Raw genomic sequence first — 15,954 nt, 5'->3', positions numbered from 1 at the left:
AGTTTCGCCGATCATCAGGCTGGTCTCAGTTAGTTGCAAGGGCGCGCTGGTCAGCCCGCCCCATGGCGATGAGGAACGGATCCGCCTCCTGATGCGACTGGAATGACGCCTTGTCGGTCATGCCCCGCCAGCGCCCCAGTGTCAGTGACTGCGCCACCGCGCCGCTCAGCGTTGCACCGGGGCCGGTGACGATGAACAGATCGGGCGCGAACTCGCGTGCGGCCGTCTGGATCGCATGGGTGAAGTCATAGGTCTCGGTCACCTGATGGCCCAGCGTGTAGTCCCACAACTCACTCGTGTCAGTTGCGCCGGGCCACCAGATTTTGCCGCGCCCGTCAATCATCGGGAACTTTGGCTGAGCAAAAAGATCAGAACTCAATTGCGCCCGACCTTCCGCCGCCACCGGGGCCTGCAGCGCCGTATGAAAGGCGGCGTGATTGGCCAGCCGCAATGGGAACCGATCCTGCACGGTGGGGTGTGCCGCCTCAAACGCCGTCAGACCCGCCTCATTGCCTGCCAATACCAGCATCCCGCCCAGATCGATCGAAAGCGCCAGAGAATGATTGCGCAACGCATCGATCCTCGCCACCTCATCCAGCAATGCGGCTTTGCGGGCAGGATCATTCGCCCATGTCTCATCGACGAATGGGTAAACCAGTTGACCGCCGATCAGGTGCTTCTGCATCAGCGTGCCCATCGTATTGACCACGCGAAACCCGTTCCCAGGGGTCAATGCCCCTGCGGTGGCTAGCGCAATATACCAGCCCATCGAGTTACCAGTGACGGCGACGACTTCAATATCGTTGGCCAATGCCTGCGCATCGGCCAACGCGGCAGCATAGATCAGGGGTGAGGCCACATCGCCGCGCGAGTACTTCCCGACGCTAAAGCGATCAGCCCCATCCAAGGCAGTAATCGCATCCTGTCCGGTTCCGGCGCGAATGGCGTCGAAGCTGCGGAACAAGTCCATACGATCCGAATGATGTTGGTGCAGATAGCCCAGCTCAGGCTTGTTATAAGTGCCCCGGCCCGGGCAGATCACAACGGCGGTGCGGGTCATGAGGCTGCTCCTGTCAAAGCCAGCGCTGCGGCAACGATACCGTCTTTCGAAGGAAGAGGTGCGGCATAGGCGGGGCCGGTTGCGATAAAGCAATCCTCGGCCACAACGCGGGCAGTTCGAGTAGAAGAACTTTGTTCGGCGAAGAAAGTCATCAGCGCCTCGGACTGGCTGCCGGTCTTGCGGCATTCGTCGACGATCAGAACATGCGCGCATGTTTTGGTGGCTTCGCGCAGCGCCTCCTCTGGCAGAGGAGCTAGCCAACGCATATCGATAATCCGGGTTTTCAGACCCGCCGCCTCAATTTCGGGCAGGGCCTGTTGCGACAGGTAATGCCCGTTGCCATAGGTCACGATGGCGAGATCGGTGCCGTCCCCGTGTACTCCCACATCGCCCAGCGCAATTTTCTGATCCCGCGCAGGATAGGTGGTCATCCACCCGCCATCCTGCGCCGCATGCAGATCGCGCATCGGGTAGAGTGCAATCGGTTCAAGAAACACCACTACCCGCTGCTCTTCGCGCGCCAACCGCACGCATTCGCGCAGCATTTGCACCGCATCCGCCCCGGTCGACGGGCAGGCGATGATGACACCAGGGATATCCCGCAAAACGGCCAGAGAGTTGTCGTTATGGAAATGCCCACCAAAGCCCTTCTGATATCCCAGCCCCGCAATCCGCAGCACCATAGGGTTGGTGAACTGCCCGTTCGAGAAGAACGGCAAAGTTGCGGCTTCGCCCCGAATCTGGTCCTCGGCATTGTGCAGATAGGCCAGAAACTGGATCTCGGGGATCGGGATGAAACCGTTATGGCCCATACCGATCGCGAGACCCAGAATGGATTGTTCATCCAGCAGCGTATCAATCACGCGGTCCGGACCAAAGCGTTGCTGCAGCTTTTGTGTGACGCCATAAACGCCACCTTTGCGGCCCACATCTTCGCCCATGCAAACGATCTCGGCATGTTCCAACATCAGATCGGTCAGCGCCCAGTTGATCAGGCGGCTGAGCGGCTGCGGCTCATCCATCGCGCGCATATCTGCGCCAAAGGTCTTCGCACGCGCCTCAGCGCTCGGGCCGTTGGTCGCTTTACAAGGGCGCTTAGGCGGGATCAGGCTTGCCACCACTTCGGTCGCATTGGCAAGATGGGGACGGCTGGCAGCCTCTGTAGCCACACGATCCGTTCGGGTGCAGGTATCGCTGTAGATTTTTAACGCCTGATCCGACGACAATGCACCCGCCTGATCCAGCAGTCGTACGGTGTGCAAAAGCGGATCATTGGCCTCATCCGCCTCAACCTCAGTTTTCGGCAGATAGGTCGTGGGCACATCCGCCCCGGCATGGCCATAAAGCCGCACGGTTCTGAGATGCAGGAAGGCCGGTTTCCTGCGCTTGCGGACATAATCTGCAGCCTCTTTCGCGACTGCATGGGTTTCATAAATGTCCAACCCATTGGCCTGAAAATACTTGATCCCCGGACGATGCTCCATCGACGCCTGAATCCAGCCCTTGGGCGTTTTGACCGAAATCCCGATCCCGTTGTCTTCACACACGAACAGCAGCGGCAGCGGCGTCGATTGCACACTGGTCCAGCCTGCCGTGTTGATCGCCCCCTGCGCGGTTGAGTGATTGGCCGAGGCATCCCCAAATGAACACATCGCAATCCCGTCTTCCGGCAACACGCGATGTTCGGGCGCATGTCGCCGGGCTGCCCCCAGCGCATAAGCCGCACCAACGGCTTTGGGCAAATGGCTGGCGATGGTCGAGGTCTGCGGCGGGATCATCAGCGCCCTTGACCCCAGTACCTTGTGCCGCCCGCCCGAGGTTGGGTCCTCTTTCGAGCACGCAAAGCTGAGCAGCATATCCCACGCGATCTGCTGGCCCGGCACCTGTTCAGAACGCGCGATCTGAAACGCAGCATCCCGGTAATGCAGAAAGGCAATATCGCTTGGGCGCAATGCGTGCGCGACGGCGGCCATCCCTTCGTGGCCAGATGAGCCGATGGTGTAGAACCCCTGCCCCGCCTTCTGCATCACCCGGCTGGTCCGATCCAACGCGCGGCTGAGAACTTGCGACCGGAATAGCGAAACGGCTTCAGCATCGCCCAGACCGACGCGCGGTGGGGCTCCGTCGGGAAAATCACGATTTGCGACACGGGTCAGGAAATTCTCATGTACGATCTGGGCGCGGTCCATGTCTCTCGCTTTTGTCTTGTTGGTGTCATCGGCCTTGGGGAACCTCTGCGCGGGCCCGACCCGCTTGCTGATTTGTCCCGCGCTCCGACGTGAATTTCAAGATCGCGGATGGTACGGCACCCGCTCGACCACAAAGGTGATGTGGCGCACCAGTCATCGCTCTGGCGGCAGGAAAAAACCAGTGCTATTGCGTTCAATAGGTATGAGGAATTGTCATATGATTGCACCCCGCCGTTTCTTGCCTTCAATCTCGTCCTTGCTTGCGCTTGAAGCCGTAGATCGGCTGGGCAGCGCATCTGCTGCGGCGGCCGAGCTGTCCTTAACACAAAGCGCAATCAGTCGGCAGTTGAAGACGATGGAGGATCAGCTGGGCGTGCAATTGATCGAACGCAGCCAGATGCGGCTGCACCTGACGCCTGCAGCCAAAGTCTATGTGCAAACCGCAAGGTCTGCTGTTCAGGATCTGGCGCAGGCCGCACTGAAACTCAAAGCTAACCCGGCGGGCGGATCACTTGACTTGTCGATCCTTCCCGCGTTCGGCATGCATTGGCTGGCACCGCGCCTTCAGGATTTTGCGCGACGTCATCCCGAGGTTACTGTCAATCTGGGGACCCGCCTCAAACCGTTTGATTTTACGACTGAGCCATTTGATGCCGCGATCCATTTCGGTCAGCAGGATTGGGCGGGCGTTCAGTATCTGCCGATCATGCGGGAAGAGGTCCTGCCGGTCTGCGCCCCTGCCCTTACCGCCGTCAATTTCAATAGCTTGGATGCTCTCCGCGCCGCGCCACTGCTGCATCTGGAGTCGCGTCCGGATGCCTGGGAGCGCTGGTTTGAGATACAGGGCCAGCCCGTCACCGGCCTACGGGGAATGCTGTTCGATCAGTTTTCGACCATGATTCAGGCCACGATTCATGGGTTGGGCGTGGCTCTGTTGCCGTCATATCTGGTGCAAGATGATTTGCGCACCGGGCGGCTTGTCCAGGCATGGGACGGGCCGCGCGTGAGCCTTGGCAGCTATTATCTGGTCTGGCCGCATGACCGCTCGATGCCCGAGCCGTTACGGTCTTTCCAAGTCTGGATTGGTGAACAGATCGGAACAAGCGCTAAAGCCTGATGCGGCCTCAGAACTTGCCGTTGTCATTCTTCCATTCGCTGCGTGGTGCAATGGACTCAACCGTATCCCAGTGTTCGACGATCTTGCCATCTGCAACGCGGTACAGATCATAAAATGCGCTGTGAGTGCCCTGATATTCACCTTCGCACACGGTCAGTACAAAATCCCCTTCCGCCAATACCCGATGCAGATGCTGATAGTTTAGGGCGTTCCTATCGGCCAATGCGGTCCTCAAGGCAGTCAAGTCATCCGAGAGCTGCGGGCTGTGTTCTACGTAAGCGGAAGTATTGATACAGGCCTCTATCTGGTCGAGATCCCCGGCAATCAACGCGGTTTCGACGAAGGCGCGAACAAAGGCCCGGTTTTCCTCGGTTTGCTCGACATCCCGAACTTCGGTCGGACCATCCACCATACTGTGATCCGAGCCGTTTGGCCCCATCCGTTTCTGGATATTGTCCCAATGCTCTACCGCTTGCCCGTCTTCGAACCGGAACACTTCGAAGCCAATATTACGACGCGAGAAATCATATTCCGTATGCGCAAATACAAAATCGCCGTCTTCAAAGGCGCGTACGATATTCACGCGCGGTGAGGTCTGGGACAGCTGTTTGAATAGGGATGCAAGCCCTTCGCTGCCTTCATGGGTTTGAGGATTGTGCTGGATGTATCGTGCTTCATTTACCACCGAAACCGGACCCGGATCGCCCGTTTCGATGCTTTTGAGCAGGGCAGATATGCGATCTTTGTTGGACTTCTCCATACCGGGTTCCCTTCAGGTCTGACTACTCCGTGATCACAATGGCAGGCGACGTGTCAGGCATCAACGCCAGCACCAGCCAAACCCTGCGCGGCCTTCGGCCTTGCGTCCTGCGGACGGCAGGGGGCCAGGCAGGCGCGGGCTGCGTCCGCGCCTGCCTGGCCCAACGGGAGGAGACGTTCCGTAAGGAATGTGGACGACGGGCGGGAGTGTTTTGGTTCAGACGTCCAGCGAACGGGCGATGAGCTCTTTCATGACTTCATTCGTCCCGCCATAGATCATTTGGACCCGCGCATCCGCATAGAGCCGCGCGATTGGGTATTCCATCATGAACCCATAGCCGCCGAACAGTTGCAGGCATTCGTGCATCACTTCGTTCTGCACCTCAGAGCCCCAGTATTTCACCATCGAGGCCGTCGCAGCATCCAATTCACCGGCCTCCAGTTTTCCAATGCAGTCATTGACGAAACTGCGCAGCACCTCGGCCTTGGTTTTACACTCGGCCAACTTGAAACGGGTGTTCTGGAAATCCATCACCCGCTGTCCGAACGCCTTGCGCTCCTGCACGTATTCCACCGTCTGCGATATGGCGAAATCGATCGCGCCCAGCGCCATGATCCCGATGGTCAGCCGCTCCCACGGCAACTGCTTCATTAGTTGATAGAACCCCTGCCCCTCTTCCGGGCCCAGCAGGTTGGTCATTGGCACCTTTACGTCTTCAAAGAACAGCTCAGCCGTATCGTTGCCCTTCATTCCCAGTTTCTTGAGGTTCCGCCCCCTCCGGAATCCATCAGCCCCGTCGGTTTCGACCACAATCAGAGAGACACCCTTCGCACCTAACGACTTGTCAGTTTTGGCAGCCACGATAACCAGATCAGCCGATTGCCCGTTGGTGATAAATATCTTGGACCCGTTGAGCCGATAAGAATTGCCATCCTTCTCAGCGGTCGTCTTCACCGCCTGCACATCCGATCCCGTGCCCGGCTCGGTCATGGCCAGCGCGCCGATCATCTCACCCGAGGCCAGTTTCGGCAGCCACTTCTGTTTCTGATCCTCACTGCCATAAGCGGTGATGTAGTGGGTCACGATAGACTGGATGCCATATCCCCATCCTGCGTCCCCGCGCGCAGTCTGCTCATACAAAGTAACGGAATCGAAACCCATCCCGCCGCCGACGCCACCATATTCCTCAGCAATCGAACCGGCCATCAGACCCGTCTCTCCCGCCTGCAACCAAAAAGTGCGATCAACCGCCCCGTTCTCGGCCCATTTTTCGGTATTGGGTACCAAGGCATCATCCATGAACCGGCCCGCCATTTCAGCAAACATTCGGTGTTCGTCAGTAACCCAGGCGGCGGTGCTGGTAAAAAGCGACATCAAATAGCTCTCCAGATCAGGTGTTTGCCTAAAACTAGCCGGGTGTGTGATTCCTTCCAATCCATGTGACGTGGCGTCCAGGACAGATGCTACGCAACGTCCTTGGCACCGTTGCCGAATTTGGGGCCAAACGTTCACATCTGTGTTCCCACGCCTGACAGAGCAGGCCATCATCGACCATATTGCGCAAACGCCCCGGAAGACCCAGGAAACAGCATAATGCCCCGCGCCTTTTCTGAACTGACCTTCACACCCGCCGTTCGCGCCCATCAAGAGCGGATGGGATCCGCCGCGACCTATGCGAAATTCCTGAGCCGAGGACCAAAACAGGGCCATCAAATCGGACCGACCGAAGAGGCGTTCATTCGCGCCCGCGATGGGTTCTATCAGGCCACCGTCTCCGAAACCGGCTGGCCTTATGTGCAGTTTCGCGGTGGGCCGATAGGGTTTCTGAAAGTGCTGGACCCGCACACCATCGGCTATGCGGACCTGTCTGGTAACAAACAATATATCTCGCGCGGCAACCTGGATGGGAATGACCGCGTGGCACTGATATTAATGGACTACGCGAACCAGCGCCGCCTCAAGATACTTGGCCAGATGACATTCTCGGAAGGTGCCGCAGCAGCGGCTGATCTTTACACCAAAGGCTCCGAGACCGAGGCAAAACGGGCCGCGATCATCAAAGTTGAAGCGCTTGACTGGAATTGCCCCCGCCACATCACGCCGCGCTTTACCGAGGCCGAGCTTCGGCCACATCTGAATGATCTGGGTCAGCAACTGGCTGTTCTGCAATCAGAAAACCAGCGTTTACAGAGGGAATTGGCTGAGCTCAAAGCTGCGGCCGTTTTTCGAAGATGAAATCCGCGCCGGTTCAGATGTGAAACGAATGGCGCGCGATCGCTATGGATCTGAGCGGCAAATTGTGACGCAGGGTTGCCCTTTGGTCCAAGCTTTGCTTTGTCCTTTCTAAACATCACGACCTGCCGTCCGCTTGAGGCAGGAGCGGATAACAGAGAGGATCATCACATGGCAAAAGTTGCGTTCCTTGGCCTAGGCGTCATGGGCTACCCGATGGCCGGGCATCTTCAGGCTGCCGGCCACGAAGTCACCGTCTACAACCGCACCGCATCCAAGGCCGAGGCTTGGGTCGCCCAGCATGGCGGCGCGATGGCCCTGACACCGCGGCAAGCCGCAGAAGGGGCAGAGTTCGTGATGGCCTGCGTTGGCAATGACGACGATCTGCGTATGGTTTGCACAGGTGAAGATGGCGCCTTTCACGGAATGGCCAAGGGTGCGGTATTTGTTGATCACACCACCGTCTCGGCCAAGGTCACGCGTGAGTTGTACGAGGCTGGCATGACACAGGGGGTTGCTTTTGTGGACGCCCCGATCTCGGGCGGTCAGGCGGGAGCCGAAAATGGTGTGCTATCGATCATGTGCGGCGGTGACATGGACGCTTATCGTGCTGCTGAGCCGGTGATGCAGGTCTATTCCAAAATCTGCCGCCGCATTGGGGACAGCGGCGCGGGTCAAATGACCAAAATGTGCAACCAGATCGCGATTGCCGGGCTGGTGCAGGGCCTGAGCGAAGCATTACATTTTGCCGAGAAGGCCGGGCTTGATGGCCGAGCTGTGGTCGAAGTGATCAGTCAGGGCGCGGCTGGCAGCTGGCAGATGGCCAACCGGTATGAAACCATGCTGGATGACCATTTTGAGCATGGCTTTGCAGTCGACTGGATGCGCAAGGATCTGGGAATCTGTCTGGATACCGCCAATGAGACCGGGGCTTCACTGCCAGTGACGGCGCTGGTCGACCAGTTCTACAAAGACGTGCAGAAACTTGGCGGGGGCCGGTGGGATACGTCCTCGTTGTTCAAACGGTTGCGAGCACTGGACTGAGCAAAGGGGGGGCTGTCTGCCCCATCGCGCCAGGGCGCGACTCCGCCCGAAGATATTTTTGGCCAGATGAAGAGGATCACCGTGGCAGTTGCAAGAGATAGCGCATGAGCGACATGAACACTTTCTGGGCTGGTCGCCTGCGTGAACACTGGGGTCTGGACGCCCGTCTGACGCGTCTGGATGGGGAGTACGACCTCAACTTTCTGGTCAAAGCCACCAACGGGCAGGATTATGTGCTCAAGGTGATGCGCGCGGGGTGCGATGCGGCATTGGTCGATCTGCAGATCAAGGCGCTGGGACATCTCAGCGCAGCAGCGCCCGGATTGCCCTTTCCTGCCGTTTATCCCGATTTGAACGGGATGATGTTGCCCGAGATTGCCGACGCGCATGGGCAACCGCGACAGGTCTGGCTGCAGGAACGACTGCCGGGGGCATGCTATGCAAGCAGCGCGCCCAAGACCGAAGACCTGATACTAAAACTGGGCCGTGTTCTGGGCGCAACCGACCGGGCGCTGGAGGGGTTCACCCATGAGGGTTTGCAGCGCGCCGATTTCAAATGGGATTTGACGCGGGCGAGTTGGATCGTCGACCAACTAGAGGCCATCTCTGATCCGGCACGACGCGCGCGCGTTCAACAAATCGCTGCGGATTTTGAGGCGATCTCTGATCAACTGGGTGCATTGCCAAAGCAGGCGATTCACAATGATGCCAATGATTACAATATCCTTGTTGAAGGCAAACTGGGCGAGCGACGCAGCATCTCGGGTCTGATCGATCTTGGCGACATGTGCGCGGCGCCGCGCGTTTGCGATCTGGCTATTGCCGGGGCCTATGTCGTTCTGGACCACCCTAAACCCGAGCGCGCATTGGCTGCGCTGGTACGCGGGTATCACGCCGCCAATCGGTTACGCCCGGATGAGATCGACCTGATCTGGCCTTTGTTGCAAGCACGGTTGGCGGTGTCCGTGGTGAATTCGACGCTGATGGCGATTGAGAACCCGGATGATCCGTATGTCACGATCAGCCAGGCCCCAGCGTGGCGATTGATTGAAAATGAGGCAATCAATGGCGCACTCATGCCCGCCCGATTGCGCGCCGCGTGTGGTTTGCCCGTTGTGGATGGGGCCGAGCGCATCCATGCCTATCTGTCCAACCATCGTGGACATTTCGCGCAGATGTTCGGGCAGGATCTGAGCGACACGCCAATGGGCTCACTGTCGGTGGAAAACTCAACCTGGCCTCAAAACCCGTTCCACATGCCGTTGGACGAGGCGGCGCGGGTTGGTGAGGAGTTTGGGGAAAGTCCCTGGCTTGGGTATTACAGCGAGCCTCGCCTGATCTATGCTGAGCCGGGGTTTCGCAAGGGACCGTGGAAAGCGTCGGATCGGCGCACAGTGCATCTGGCCGTGGATGTGTTTGCACCCGCCGGAACAGTGCTGCATGCACCTCTCAGCGGTCGGGTCGAAGCGGTTGAAAACAGGGACGCGCATCTCGACTATGGCGGGGTTGTGATCCTGCACCACGAAACGCCCGAAGGGGATGCATTCTACACGCTTTATGGCCATCTGGACCCTGAGGTGAGTGAGCGTTTGAAACCAGGTGACCCGGTGGCTCAGGGTGCAGCTTTTGCCCGTCTGGGCGATGCCAGTCAGAATGGCGGATGGGCCCCGCATGTGCATTTCCAACTGGCGCTGACGACCGACGGTATGCAGGCCGACTGGCCGGGCGTAGCGGATCCTGATGAGCTCGAGCTTTGGCACGCGGTCTGCCCCAACCCCGCAGCACTGTTGAACTTGCCTGATGAAAAGGTTTTCTATCGACCAACCGACAAGCAGGCGATCCTACAGGACAGGCGCGAACACTTCGGCGGCAATCTCAGCCTGACATACGACGACCCGGTCATGCTGGTGCGTGGCTGGAGGCATCACCTGTTCGATGAATGGGGGCGACCCTATCTGGATGCCTACAACAACGTTCCGCATGTAGGCCATGCGCATCCGCGTATTCAGGCGGTTGCAGCGGATCAGCTGAAGCGCATGAATTCGAACACACGCTATCTGCACCCGGCGCAAACCGCTTTTGCCGACAAGGTATTGTCGAAACTGCCGGATCACCTTGAAGTCTGTTTCTTCGTCAACTCAGGGACAGAGGCCAACGAATTGGCTCTGCGTCTGGCGCGCGCGCACACCGGGGCAAAAGGGATCGTGACGCCCGATCACGGCTATCACGGCAACACAAACGCTGCGGTGGCGATCTCGGCCTACAAATTCAACAAACCTGGCGGTATTGGGCAGGCAGATTGGGTGGAACTGATTGAGGTCGCGGATGACTATCGCGGCTCGTTCCGGCGTGATGACCCCGAGCGCGCACGGAAGTTTGCTGACCTGATTGATCCGGCGATTTCGGCATTACAGGCAAAAGGGCAAGGCCTAGCTGGGTTCATCGCTGAAACATTCCCCTCGGTCGGGGGACAGATCATTCCACCAAAAGGCTATCTGTCTGCGGTCTATGAAAAAATCCGCGCCGCCGGAGGGGTCTGCATTGCCGATGAAGTCCAGACCGGCCTCGGGCGCCTGGGCGACTATTACTTCGGCTTTGAACATCAGGGCGCGCTGCCTGATATAGTGGTAATGGGGAAGCCCATCGGCAACGGCCACCCGCTGGGTGTGCTGGTCACTACCAAAGAGATCGCCGAAAGCTTCGACAACGGGATCGAGTTTTTCTCGACCTTCGGCGGCTCAACCTTGTCCTGCAGAATCGGGAAAGAGGTGTTGGACATCGTCGACGATGAAGGCCTTCAAGAGAACGCCCGTGTGATGGGGGCTCGTCTGATGGACGGCCTCCGAAAGATCGAAGCGGACTTTGCCTGCGTTGGCGATGTACGCGGCATGGGTCTGTTTTTAGGGGTGGAACTGGTCAATCCTGACGGTTCGGAAAGCGGTGAGATTTGCAGCTACGTCAAGAATCGGATGCGCGATCATCGCATTCTGATCGGTAGCGAGGGACCCAAGGACAATATCCTGAAAATCCGGCCACCGCTAACCATCGAAGCAGAGGACGTCGACATGATTCTTTGGGCGCTGCGGGAGGTTCTTGGCGAAGTGGGTGACTACAGCCCTGCCCCCATGTGCGATCACGATCATCATCATGCGGGCTGCGGCTGCTGCTAAGAAACACAAAACCCCAGCGAAATTGCTGGGGTTTTGTCGCCGTCGATCAGTGGAGCACTGAATGTGGGGGGTGGTGCCCGGTCGTCGGCAAAGGGATCGAAACGGTCATCCGGCGTAACGCCAAGCCCAGTTCCTCGGACAACGAGGCCAGTGCCGGGGCGAAATCGGGCCGTACGATCAGCGAGGCCATCATCATTGCATCTTCACGCGCCCCTTCAGAGGCGGCACCGATCATCTGGGCAAAACAATTCTCATCAGCGCCCAGACATGCACATCCCAGCCCATGACGCACCAGCGGACGGCGACCGTGATGTGCACAAAGTGAACACAGCCGGTCCAGCGTCAGCATCGTGGCGCGTCCCTGATCTGCACCCAGCGCGATGTCAAAATCGCTTGCGGCATTTGCCCGGCCTTCGACCCCATCACCCCAAAGCCGCAGATACATGACGGCTCCGGCCTCAATGGGGTTCAGGTCAGCCAGACGGCCAACAGCCGCCCCGCCACGCGAAGAAGGTGCGCTCATTTTGTCAGGATCAGTTTGCCTGCGCGGGTGATACGCAGCGTATAAAGCTGATCGCCCAGCTCGATATGGGCCAAATTGCCGCCATTGGTGAGGTCTTCCGCCTTGTGGGCCGGAAGCATCGAAACAGCGTAGCTAAGGGTCGAGGAAGGGGTTTGCGCGTTCATTGGGGCATCTCCAGAGCATCTGTGGCACTTGGCCTTGTCTGTCTTCGTTTCGCTTGATCTGGCTGACCCTGTTTTGGGCTGGCTATCTGTTCGTGTGATTAATCTGATAAAAATAGTAAGGTTTGTCAAGCTGCCGTTTTTTCAATCGCTCCCACGGGTCTCTATTGCGCCGTCGCACAGCACGACCTAGGCATTGGACATCAACAAACAAAGGCGGATTCGCAGATGGCAGCAGTTGTCGTATTTGATCTGGATGGCACCCTGATAGACAGCCTTGCCGACCTTGCAGCTGCGGTAAACCGAATGCTGCACGATCAGGGGCACCCCGCCTTGCCTCAGGATACGATCCGGGGATTCGTCGGGAACGGACTACCCAAGCTGGTCGAGCGCGCGATGACGCATTGCGGGCTGGAGCCAACGCTTCACAAGGACCTGACACAGCTTACCCTGAAGCACTACAATGCAGGCGCCTGCGATCAGACCGTAGTTTATCCCGGCGTGATCCAGGCGCTGGATGAGCTTCGCGATATGGGCTGTGCGCTTGGGGTCTGCACCAACAAACCCGAAGCCCCTGCCCGGCATGTGCTGGGCGAACTTGGCCTGCTACCCTATTTCAACACGGTCTTTGGTGGAGACACGCTGGATATACGCAAACCCGATCCAGAGCACTTGCACGCCTGTTTCAAGACCCTTCAAGCCGCAGGCCCACAGATCTTCGTTGGCGACAGTGAGGTTGATGCCGAAACTGCGCAACGGGCTCAGGTTCCGTTTTTGCTGTTTGAACAGGGATATCGAAAGTCGCCGGTTTCGGACATGCCGCACACGCTCAGCTATGATAACAGTACCGCACTGCCTGCACTTGTTCGGAAAATCCTGACGCAGGCATAGACCCCAAAAAAGGTCGAGGGGCCGGCCAAGGGGGTAAGAAGCCAGCCCCTCATCGGGGGAAATTAGTGAAAGTGGATTGGGCGCACTGGCCCGGTAGTTAATGAAAAGTTAACGCACCTGCGCGGATCGCGAAATTGGGGGATTCCCGTAGTGCTGCGATTTTTTTCCCGATCCCCCAAATTATTTTGCGCGCAGAAGCCTAAAAACTGGGATTTATGCGGCTTTCTCAGCCGCGGCACGCGCGATCACCAGTTCCTCGTTCGTCGGAATGACCATCAGTTTCACACGTGACAGGTCGGTCGAGATGACGCGCAGATTGTCCGCGTTTGCATCGTGGTCCAGTTCAAGACCCAACCACCCCATGTCAGTGCAGATACGGTCGCGGATATAGGTCGAGTTCTCACCGATCCCGCCGGTAAACACGACGGCGTCCAGACCTCCCAACACGGCGGCCAAAGCGCCCAGCTCGCGGCGTATCCGGAACGTGTAGTAGTTGATGGCATTGCGTGCACCCGGCGTATTCGACGCCTCAAGCGTACGCATATCATTGGTCATCCCGGAAAGGCCAAGCAACCCGGATTTACGATACAGAAGGTCCGAGATCTCATCCGCATTCATGCCTTGCTGATCCATCAGATACAGCACAACGCCCGGATCCAGCTGGCCACAACGCGTTCCCATCGGCAAACCATCCATGGCCGAGAACCCCATGCTTGAACCGACCGAGCGACCTCCGATCATGGCGCACATCGAGGCACCGTTGCCAAGATGCGCCACAACCACCCGTCCGCCATGTATCAGCGGCGCAGTCTTGGCCAGATAGTCAGAGATGTAATCATAGCTCAGACCGTGGAAGCCATAGCGGCGAACGCCCATATCGTAATACTCGGTCGGCAATGCGAAGGTGTCATTGACCCAAGGGTGGTGGCGGTGAAAAGCGGTATCGAAACAGGCAACCTGCTTGGCATTGGGGAACCTGTCCATCGCAGTACGTGCGCCCTGCAGATTGTAAGGTTGGTGCAGGGGCGCAAAAGGCTCGAGTTTTTCCAGCATCTGCAAGCTTTCGGGGGTCAGCAGAATGGGCCTGTCATTATCCGGGCCGCCATGCACGATGCGGTGTCCAACCGCGGTCACGCCCGCCGACGGAAACTGCCGTTCCAGCAAATCCAAAATATAGTCCAAGGCGCTGGCCTGATCGCACAGCGCTTCAGAAGCGGTATCGGCAAGCACGCGGCCATCCGTGGTCTCTGCTTTGATGCGCGCCGCGCGGCTGCCGATGCGTTCCACCTCTCCCGAACAGACCAGGATCGGATCTGCTTCGCCCGCGGAGAACAACCCAAACTTCAGCGAGGACGAGCCTGAATTCAGTGTGATGATATGGTCCATCAGATCTTACCCGACATCCGCGCCGCATGCAGGGCCGCGACGGCACAGGAAACGAGCCGCGCCTTTTCGCCATCTGCGCGACTGGTCAGAATAATCGGTACGCGCGCGCCCAGCACCACCCCGGCAGCCTCGGCGTGCGCGATATACGTCAGTTGCTTGGCTAGCATGTTGCCTGCGTCCAGGTTGGGTACGACAAGAATGTCTGCCCGCCCGGCCACCTCAGACACGATCCCTTTGGTGCGCGCCGCGGCCAGGCTGACCGCGTTGTCCATGGCAAGCGGCCCATCGACCAAGCCACCCCTGATCTGCCCCCGCTCGGCCATCTTCGACAGCAATGCGGCATCAATCGACGACCGGATTGCTGGATTCACCGTCTCGACCGCCGACAGAACACCCACTTTCGGAGCGCCAATTCCGATTGAGATTGCCAGATCGATCGCGTTCTGCGTGATGTCGATCTTGGTTTCCAGATCCGGCTCGATATTGATGGCCGCATCGGTCACCAGCAAGGGATGCGGCTGGCCGGGTATATCCATGACGAAGACATGCGTAAATCGGCGCCCCGCGCGAAGTCCACGATCCCGCCGCAACGCCGCCCGTAGCAGTTCGTCCGTATGAAGATGCCCCTTCATCAATGCTTCAACATGTCCTTCGACAACCAGATCAACCGCTTTGTTGGCGGCGTCCAGATGGTCCTTAACGGGAACGATCTCAACGTCACCCAAGGGCAACTCAATCTCACGCGCTGCTGCAGCAATCTTGTCGGGGTCACCTATCAGGACCGGCTTGATGATGGTTTCACGCGCCGCCAATAAGGCCCCCCCCAGCGAGTTGGGCTCTTCTGGGGCGACAACTGCCGTGGGGATCGGAGGCAGCGGGCGCGAGCGATCGAGCAGTGCATCAAAATGCCGGTGCCGCTCGACGACTAGACCAGGCACTTCAATCTCATTGAATGACAGTTCTTTCTCCGGAGCGATCACGACCGCGATGCCGGACACGATCAGCGCCTCATCACTAGGGCGCATCACCTGAGTTTCCAGAACTACCTCGCGGTTATCGCGTTTTTTGATAACCGTAACTCTGGCCAGCAGTTCTTCACCCGCATATGCCCGGGCGCTAAAATCCAAGCTTTGCGACTTATACAGCGTACCCGCGCCCGGCAGGATATTCCCCAAAACGGCCGAGATCAGAGCCCCAAGAAACATCTCGGGCGCGATCGCCTCGTTTACGTTATCACCGTCCCCATCTTCGTCGGCCAGGTTCAAAGGGTTATGGTTGCCGGAATTCGATGCGAAGGCATAAAAATCATCCTCTGTGCAGAACCGGGTCAACTCGGCGGTGTCTCCGATCTGAAGCTGATCAAAGGGCTTGTTGTGATACTGCATTGAAACTCTCGGCGGCTGTTTTGCACCGATCATTAT

General features: G+C 58.4%; 13 protein-coding genes. 5 read left to right on the top strand and 8 right to left on the bottom strand.

Features of this window, described 5'->3' with window-relative positions; translation table 11 throughout:
* Positions 1-25: 25 nt before the first annotated feature.
* Both ACR0EN_RS18495 and ACR0EN_RS18490 read right to left on the bottom strand, forming a co-directional pair.
* Positions 26-1,060: an ACP S-malonyltransferase gene (locus tag ACR0EN_RS18495; protein ID WP_170819114.1), complete on the bottom strand. Its 1,035-nt coding sequence runs from the start codon at positions 1,058-1,060 to the stop codon at positions 26-28.
* Positions 1,057-3,249 carry a dehydrogenase E1 component subunit alpha/beta gene (locus tag ACR0EN_RS18490; RefSeq protein ID WP_480588234.1) on the bottom strand — a complete coding sequence of 731 codons (2,193 nt, stop codon included), beginning with the start codon at positions 3,247-3,249 and terminating at the stop codon, positions 1,057-1,059. Before ACR0EN_RS18490 ends, ACR0EN_RS18495 begins: the two co-directional genes overlap by 4 nt.
* Positions 3,250-3,466: 217 nt before the next feature.
* On the opposite strand from ACR0EN_RS18490, the gene ACR0EN_RS18485 reads away from it, so the two are divergent.
* Positions 3,467-4,366, top strand: coding sequence for a LysR substrate-binding domain-containing protein (locus ACR0EN_RS18485; RefSeq protein WP_480588232.1), 900 nt, complete (start codon positions 3,467-3,469; stop codon positions 4,364-4,366).
* Between the two features lie 7 nt (positions 4,367-4,373).
* Here ACR0EN_RS18485 and ACR0EN_RS18480 read toward each other — a convergent pair whose 3' ends face one another.
* Together ACR0EN_RS18480 and ACR0EN_RS18475 are read right to left on the bottom strand one after the other, a co-directional pair.
* Complete coding sequence (locus ACR0EN_RS18480; RefSeq protein ID WP_480588230.1) at positions 4,374-5,126, bottom strand: nuclear transport factor 2 family protein; 753 nt, start codon at positions 5,124-5,126, stop codon at positions 4,374-4,376.
* A 216-nt stretch (positions 5,127-5,342) separates the two neighbouring features.
* The gene (locus tag ACR0EN_RS18475; RefSeq protein ID WP_170425647.1) at positions 5,343-6,500 is read right to left on the bottom strand and encodes an acyl-CoA dehydrogenase family protein; all 1,158 of its coding nucleotides are present in this window, start codon (positions 6,498-6,500) and stop codon (positions 5,343-5,345) included.
* 219 nt (positions 6,501-6,719) lie between these two features.
* On the opposite strand from ACR0EN_RS18475, the gene ACR0EN_RS18470 reads away from it, so the two are divergent.
* The 3 genes from ACR0EN_RS18470 (at position 6,720) to ACR0EN_RS18460 (ending at position 11,572) form a co-directional block, all read left to right on the top strand.
* Entirely contained in the window at positions 6,720-7,361 is a 642-nt protein-coding gene (locus tag ACR0EN_RS18470; protein WP_480588228.1) for a pyridoxamine 5'-phosphate oxidase family protein, read from the top strand.
* Between the two features lie 114 nt (positions 7,362-7,475).
* Positions 7,476-8,402 carry an NAD(P)-dependent oxidoreductase gene (locus ACR0EN_RS18465; protein WP_255612153.1) on the top strand — a complete coding sequence of 309 codons (927 nt, stop codon included), beginning with the start codon at positions 7,476-7,478 and terminating at the stop codon, positions 8,400-8,402.
* A 104-nt stretch (positions 8,403-8,506) separates the two neighbouring features.
* On the top strand, positions 8,507-11,572 hold the full coding sequence (locus ACR0EN_RS18460) for an aminotransferase class III-fold pyridoxal phosphate-dependent enzyme (protein WP_480588226.1): 3,066 nt from the start codon (positions 8,507-8,509) through the stop codon (positions 11,570-11,572).
* Between the two features lie 46 nt (positions 11,573-11,618).
* On the opposite strand, the gene ACR0EN_RS18455 is transcribed toward ACR0EN_RS18460, so the two are convergent.
* Positions 11,619-12,095 carry a hypothetical protein gene (locus tag ACR0EN_RS18455; protein WP_170408198.1) on the bottom strand — a complete coding sequence of 159 codons (477 nt, stop codon included), beginning with the start codon at positions 12,093-12,095 and terminating at the stop codon, positions 11,619-11,621.
* Positions 12,092-12,259: a hemin uptake protein HemP gene (hemP, locus tag ACR0EN_RS18450; RefSeq protein WP_170408197.1), complete on the bottom strand. Its 168-nt coding sequence runs from the start codon at positions 12,257-12,259 to the stop codon at positions 12,092-12,094. The genes ACR0EN_RS18455 and hemP overlap by 4 nt, the downstream gene beginning before the upstream one ends.
* 225 nt (positions 12,260-12,484) lie before the next feature.
* Between hemP and gph the strand changes: the two genes are divergently transcribed.
* Complete coding sequence (gene gph / locus ACR0EN_RS18445; protein ID WP_170613205.1) at positions 12,485-13,147, top strand: phosphoglycolate phosphatase; 663 nt, start codon at positions 12,485-12,487, stop codon at positions 13,145-13,147.
* Positions 13,148-13,360: 213 nt separating this feature from the next.
* Here the strand turns inward: gph and ACR0EN_RS18440 are convergent, their stop codons facing one another.
* Complete coding sequence (locus ACR0EN_RS18440) at positions 13,361-14,533, bottom strand: acetate/propionate family kinase (RefSeq protein WP_170819109.1); 1,173 nt, start codon at positions 14,531-14,533, stop codon at positions 13,361-13,363.
* Positions 14,533-15,918: a bifunctional enoyl-CoA hydratase/phosphate acetyltransferase gene (locus ACR0EN_RS18435; RefSeq protein WP_170613203.1), complete on the bottom strand. Its 1,386-nt coding sequence runs from the start codon at positions 15,916-15,918 to the stop codon at positions 14,533-14,535. Before ACR0EN_RS18435 ends, ACR0EN_RS18440 begins: the two co-directional genes overlap by 1 nt.
* Positions 15,919-15,954 lie beyond the last annotated feature (36 nt).

It is taken from the genome of Ruegeria sp. AB7 (assembly GCF_056542625.1).
Note: the sequence above shows the minus strand (reverse complement) of the source record. Positions and strands in the feature narration are given on the sequence as shown.

Excerpts from the sequence above, each read along its gene's own strand:
- ACR0EN_RS18495 (WP_170819114.1), bottom strand. The coding sequence starts at position 1,060 with ATGACCCGCACCGCCGTTGTGATCTGCCCGGGCCGGGGCACTTATAAC.
- ACR0EN_RS18490 (WP_480588234.1), bottom strand. The coding sequence starts at position 3,249 with ATGGACCGCGCCCAGATCGTACATGAGAATTTCCTGACCCGTGTCGCA.
- ACR0EN_RS18485 (WP_480588232.1), top strand. The coding sequence starts at position 3,467 with ATGATTGCACCCCGCCGTTTCTTGCCTTCAATCTCGTCCTTGCTTGCG.
- ACR0EN_RS18480 (WP_480588230.1), bottom strand. The coding sequence starts at position 5,126 with ATGGAGAAGTCCAACAAAGATCGCATATCTGCCCTGCTCAAAAGCATC.
- ACR0EN_RS18475 (WP_170425647.1), bottom strand. The coding sequence starts at position 6,500 with ATGTCGCTTTTTACCAGCACCGCCGCCTGGGTTACTGACGAACACCGA.
- ACR0EN_RS18470 (WP_480588228.1), top strand. The coding sequence starts at position 6,720 with ATGCCCCGCGCCTTTTCTGAACTGACCTTCACACCCGCCGTTCGCGCC.
- ACR0EN_RS18460 (WP_480588226.1), top strand. The coding sequence starts at position 8,507 with ATGAGCGACATGAACACTTTCTGGGCTGGTCGCCTGCGTGAACACTGG.
- ACR0EN_RS18455 (WP_170408198.1), bottom strand. The coding sequence starts at position 12,095 with ATGAGCGCACCTTCTTCGCGTGGCGGGGCGGCTGTTGGCCGTCTGGCT.
- hemP (WP_170408197.1), bottom strand. The coding sequence starts at position 12,259 with ATGAACGCGCAAACCCCTTCCTCGACCCTTAGCTACGCTGTTTCGATG.
- gph (WP_170613205.1), top strand. The coding sequence starts at position 12,485 with ATGGCAGCAGTTGTCGTATTTGATCTGGATGGCACCCTGATAGACAGC.
- ACR0EN_RS18440 (WP_170819109.1), bottom strand. The coding sequence starts at position 14,533 with ATGGACCATATCATCACACTGAATTCAGGCTCGTCCTCGCTGAAGTTT.
- ACR0EN_RS18435 (WP_170613203.1), bottom strand. The coding sequence starts at position 15,918 with ATGCAGTATCACAACAAGCCCTTTGATCAGCTTCAGATCGGAGACACC.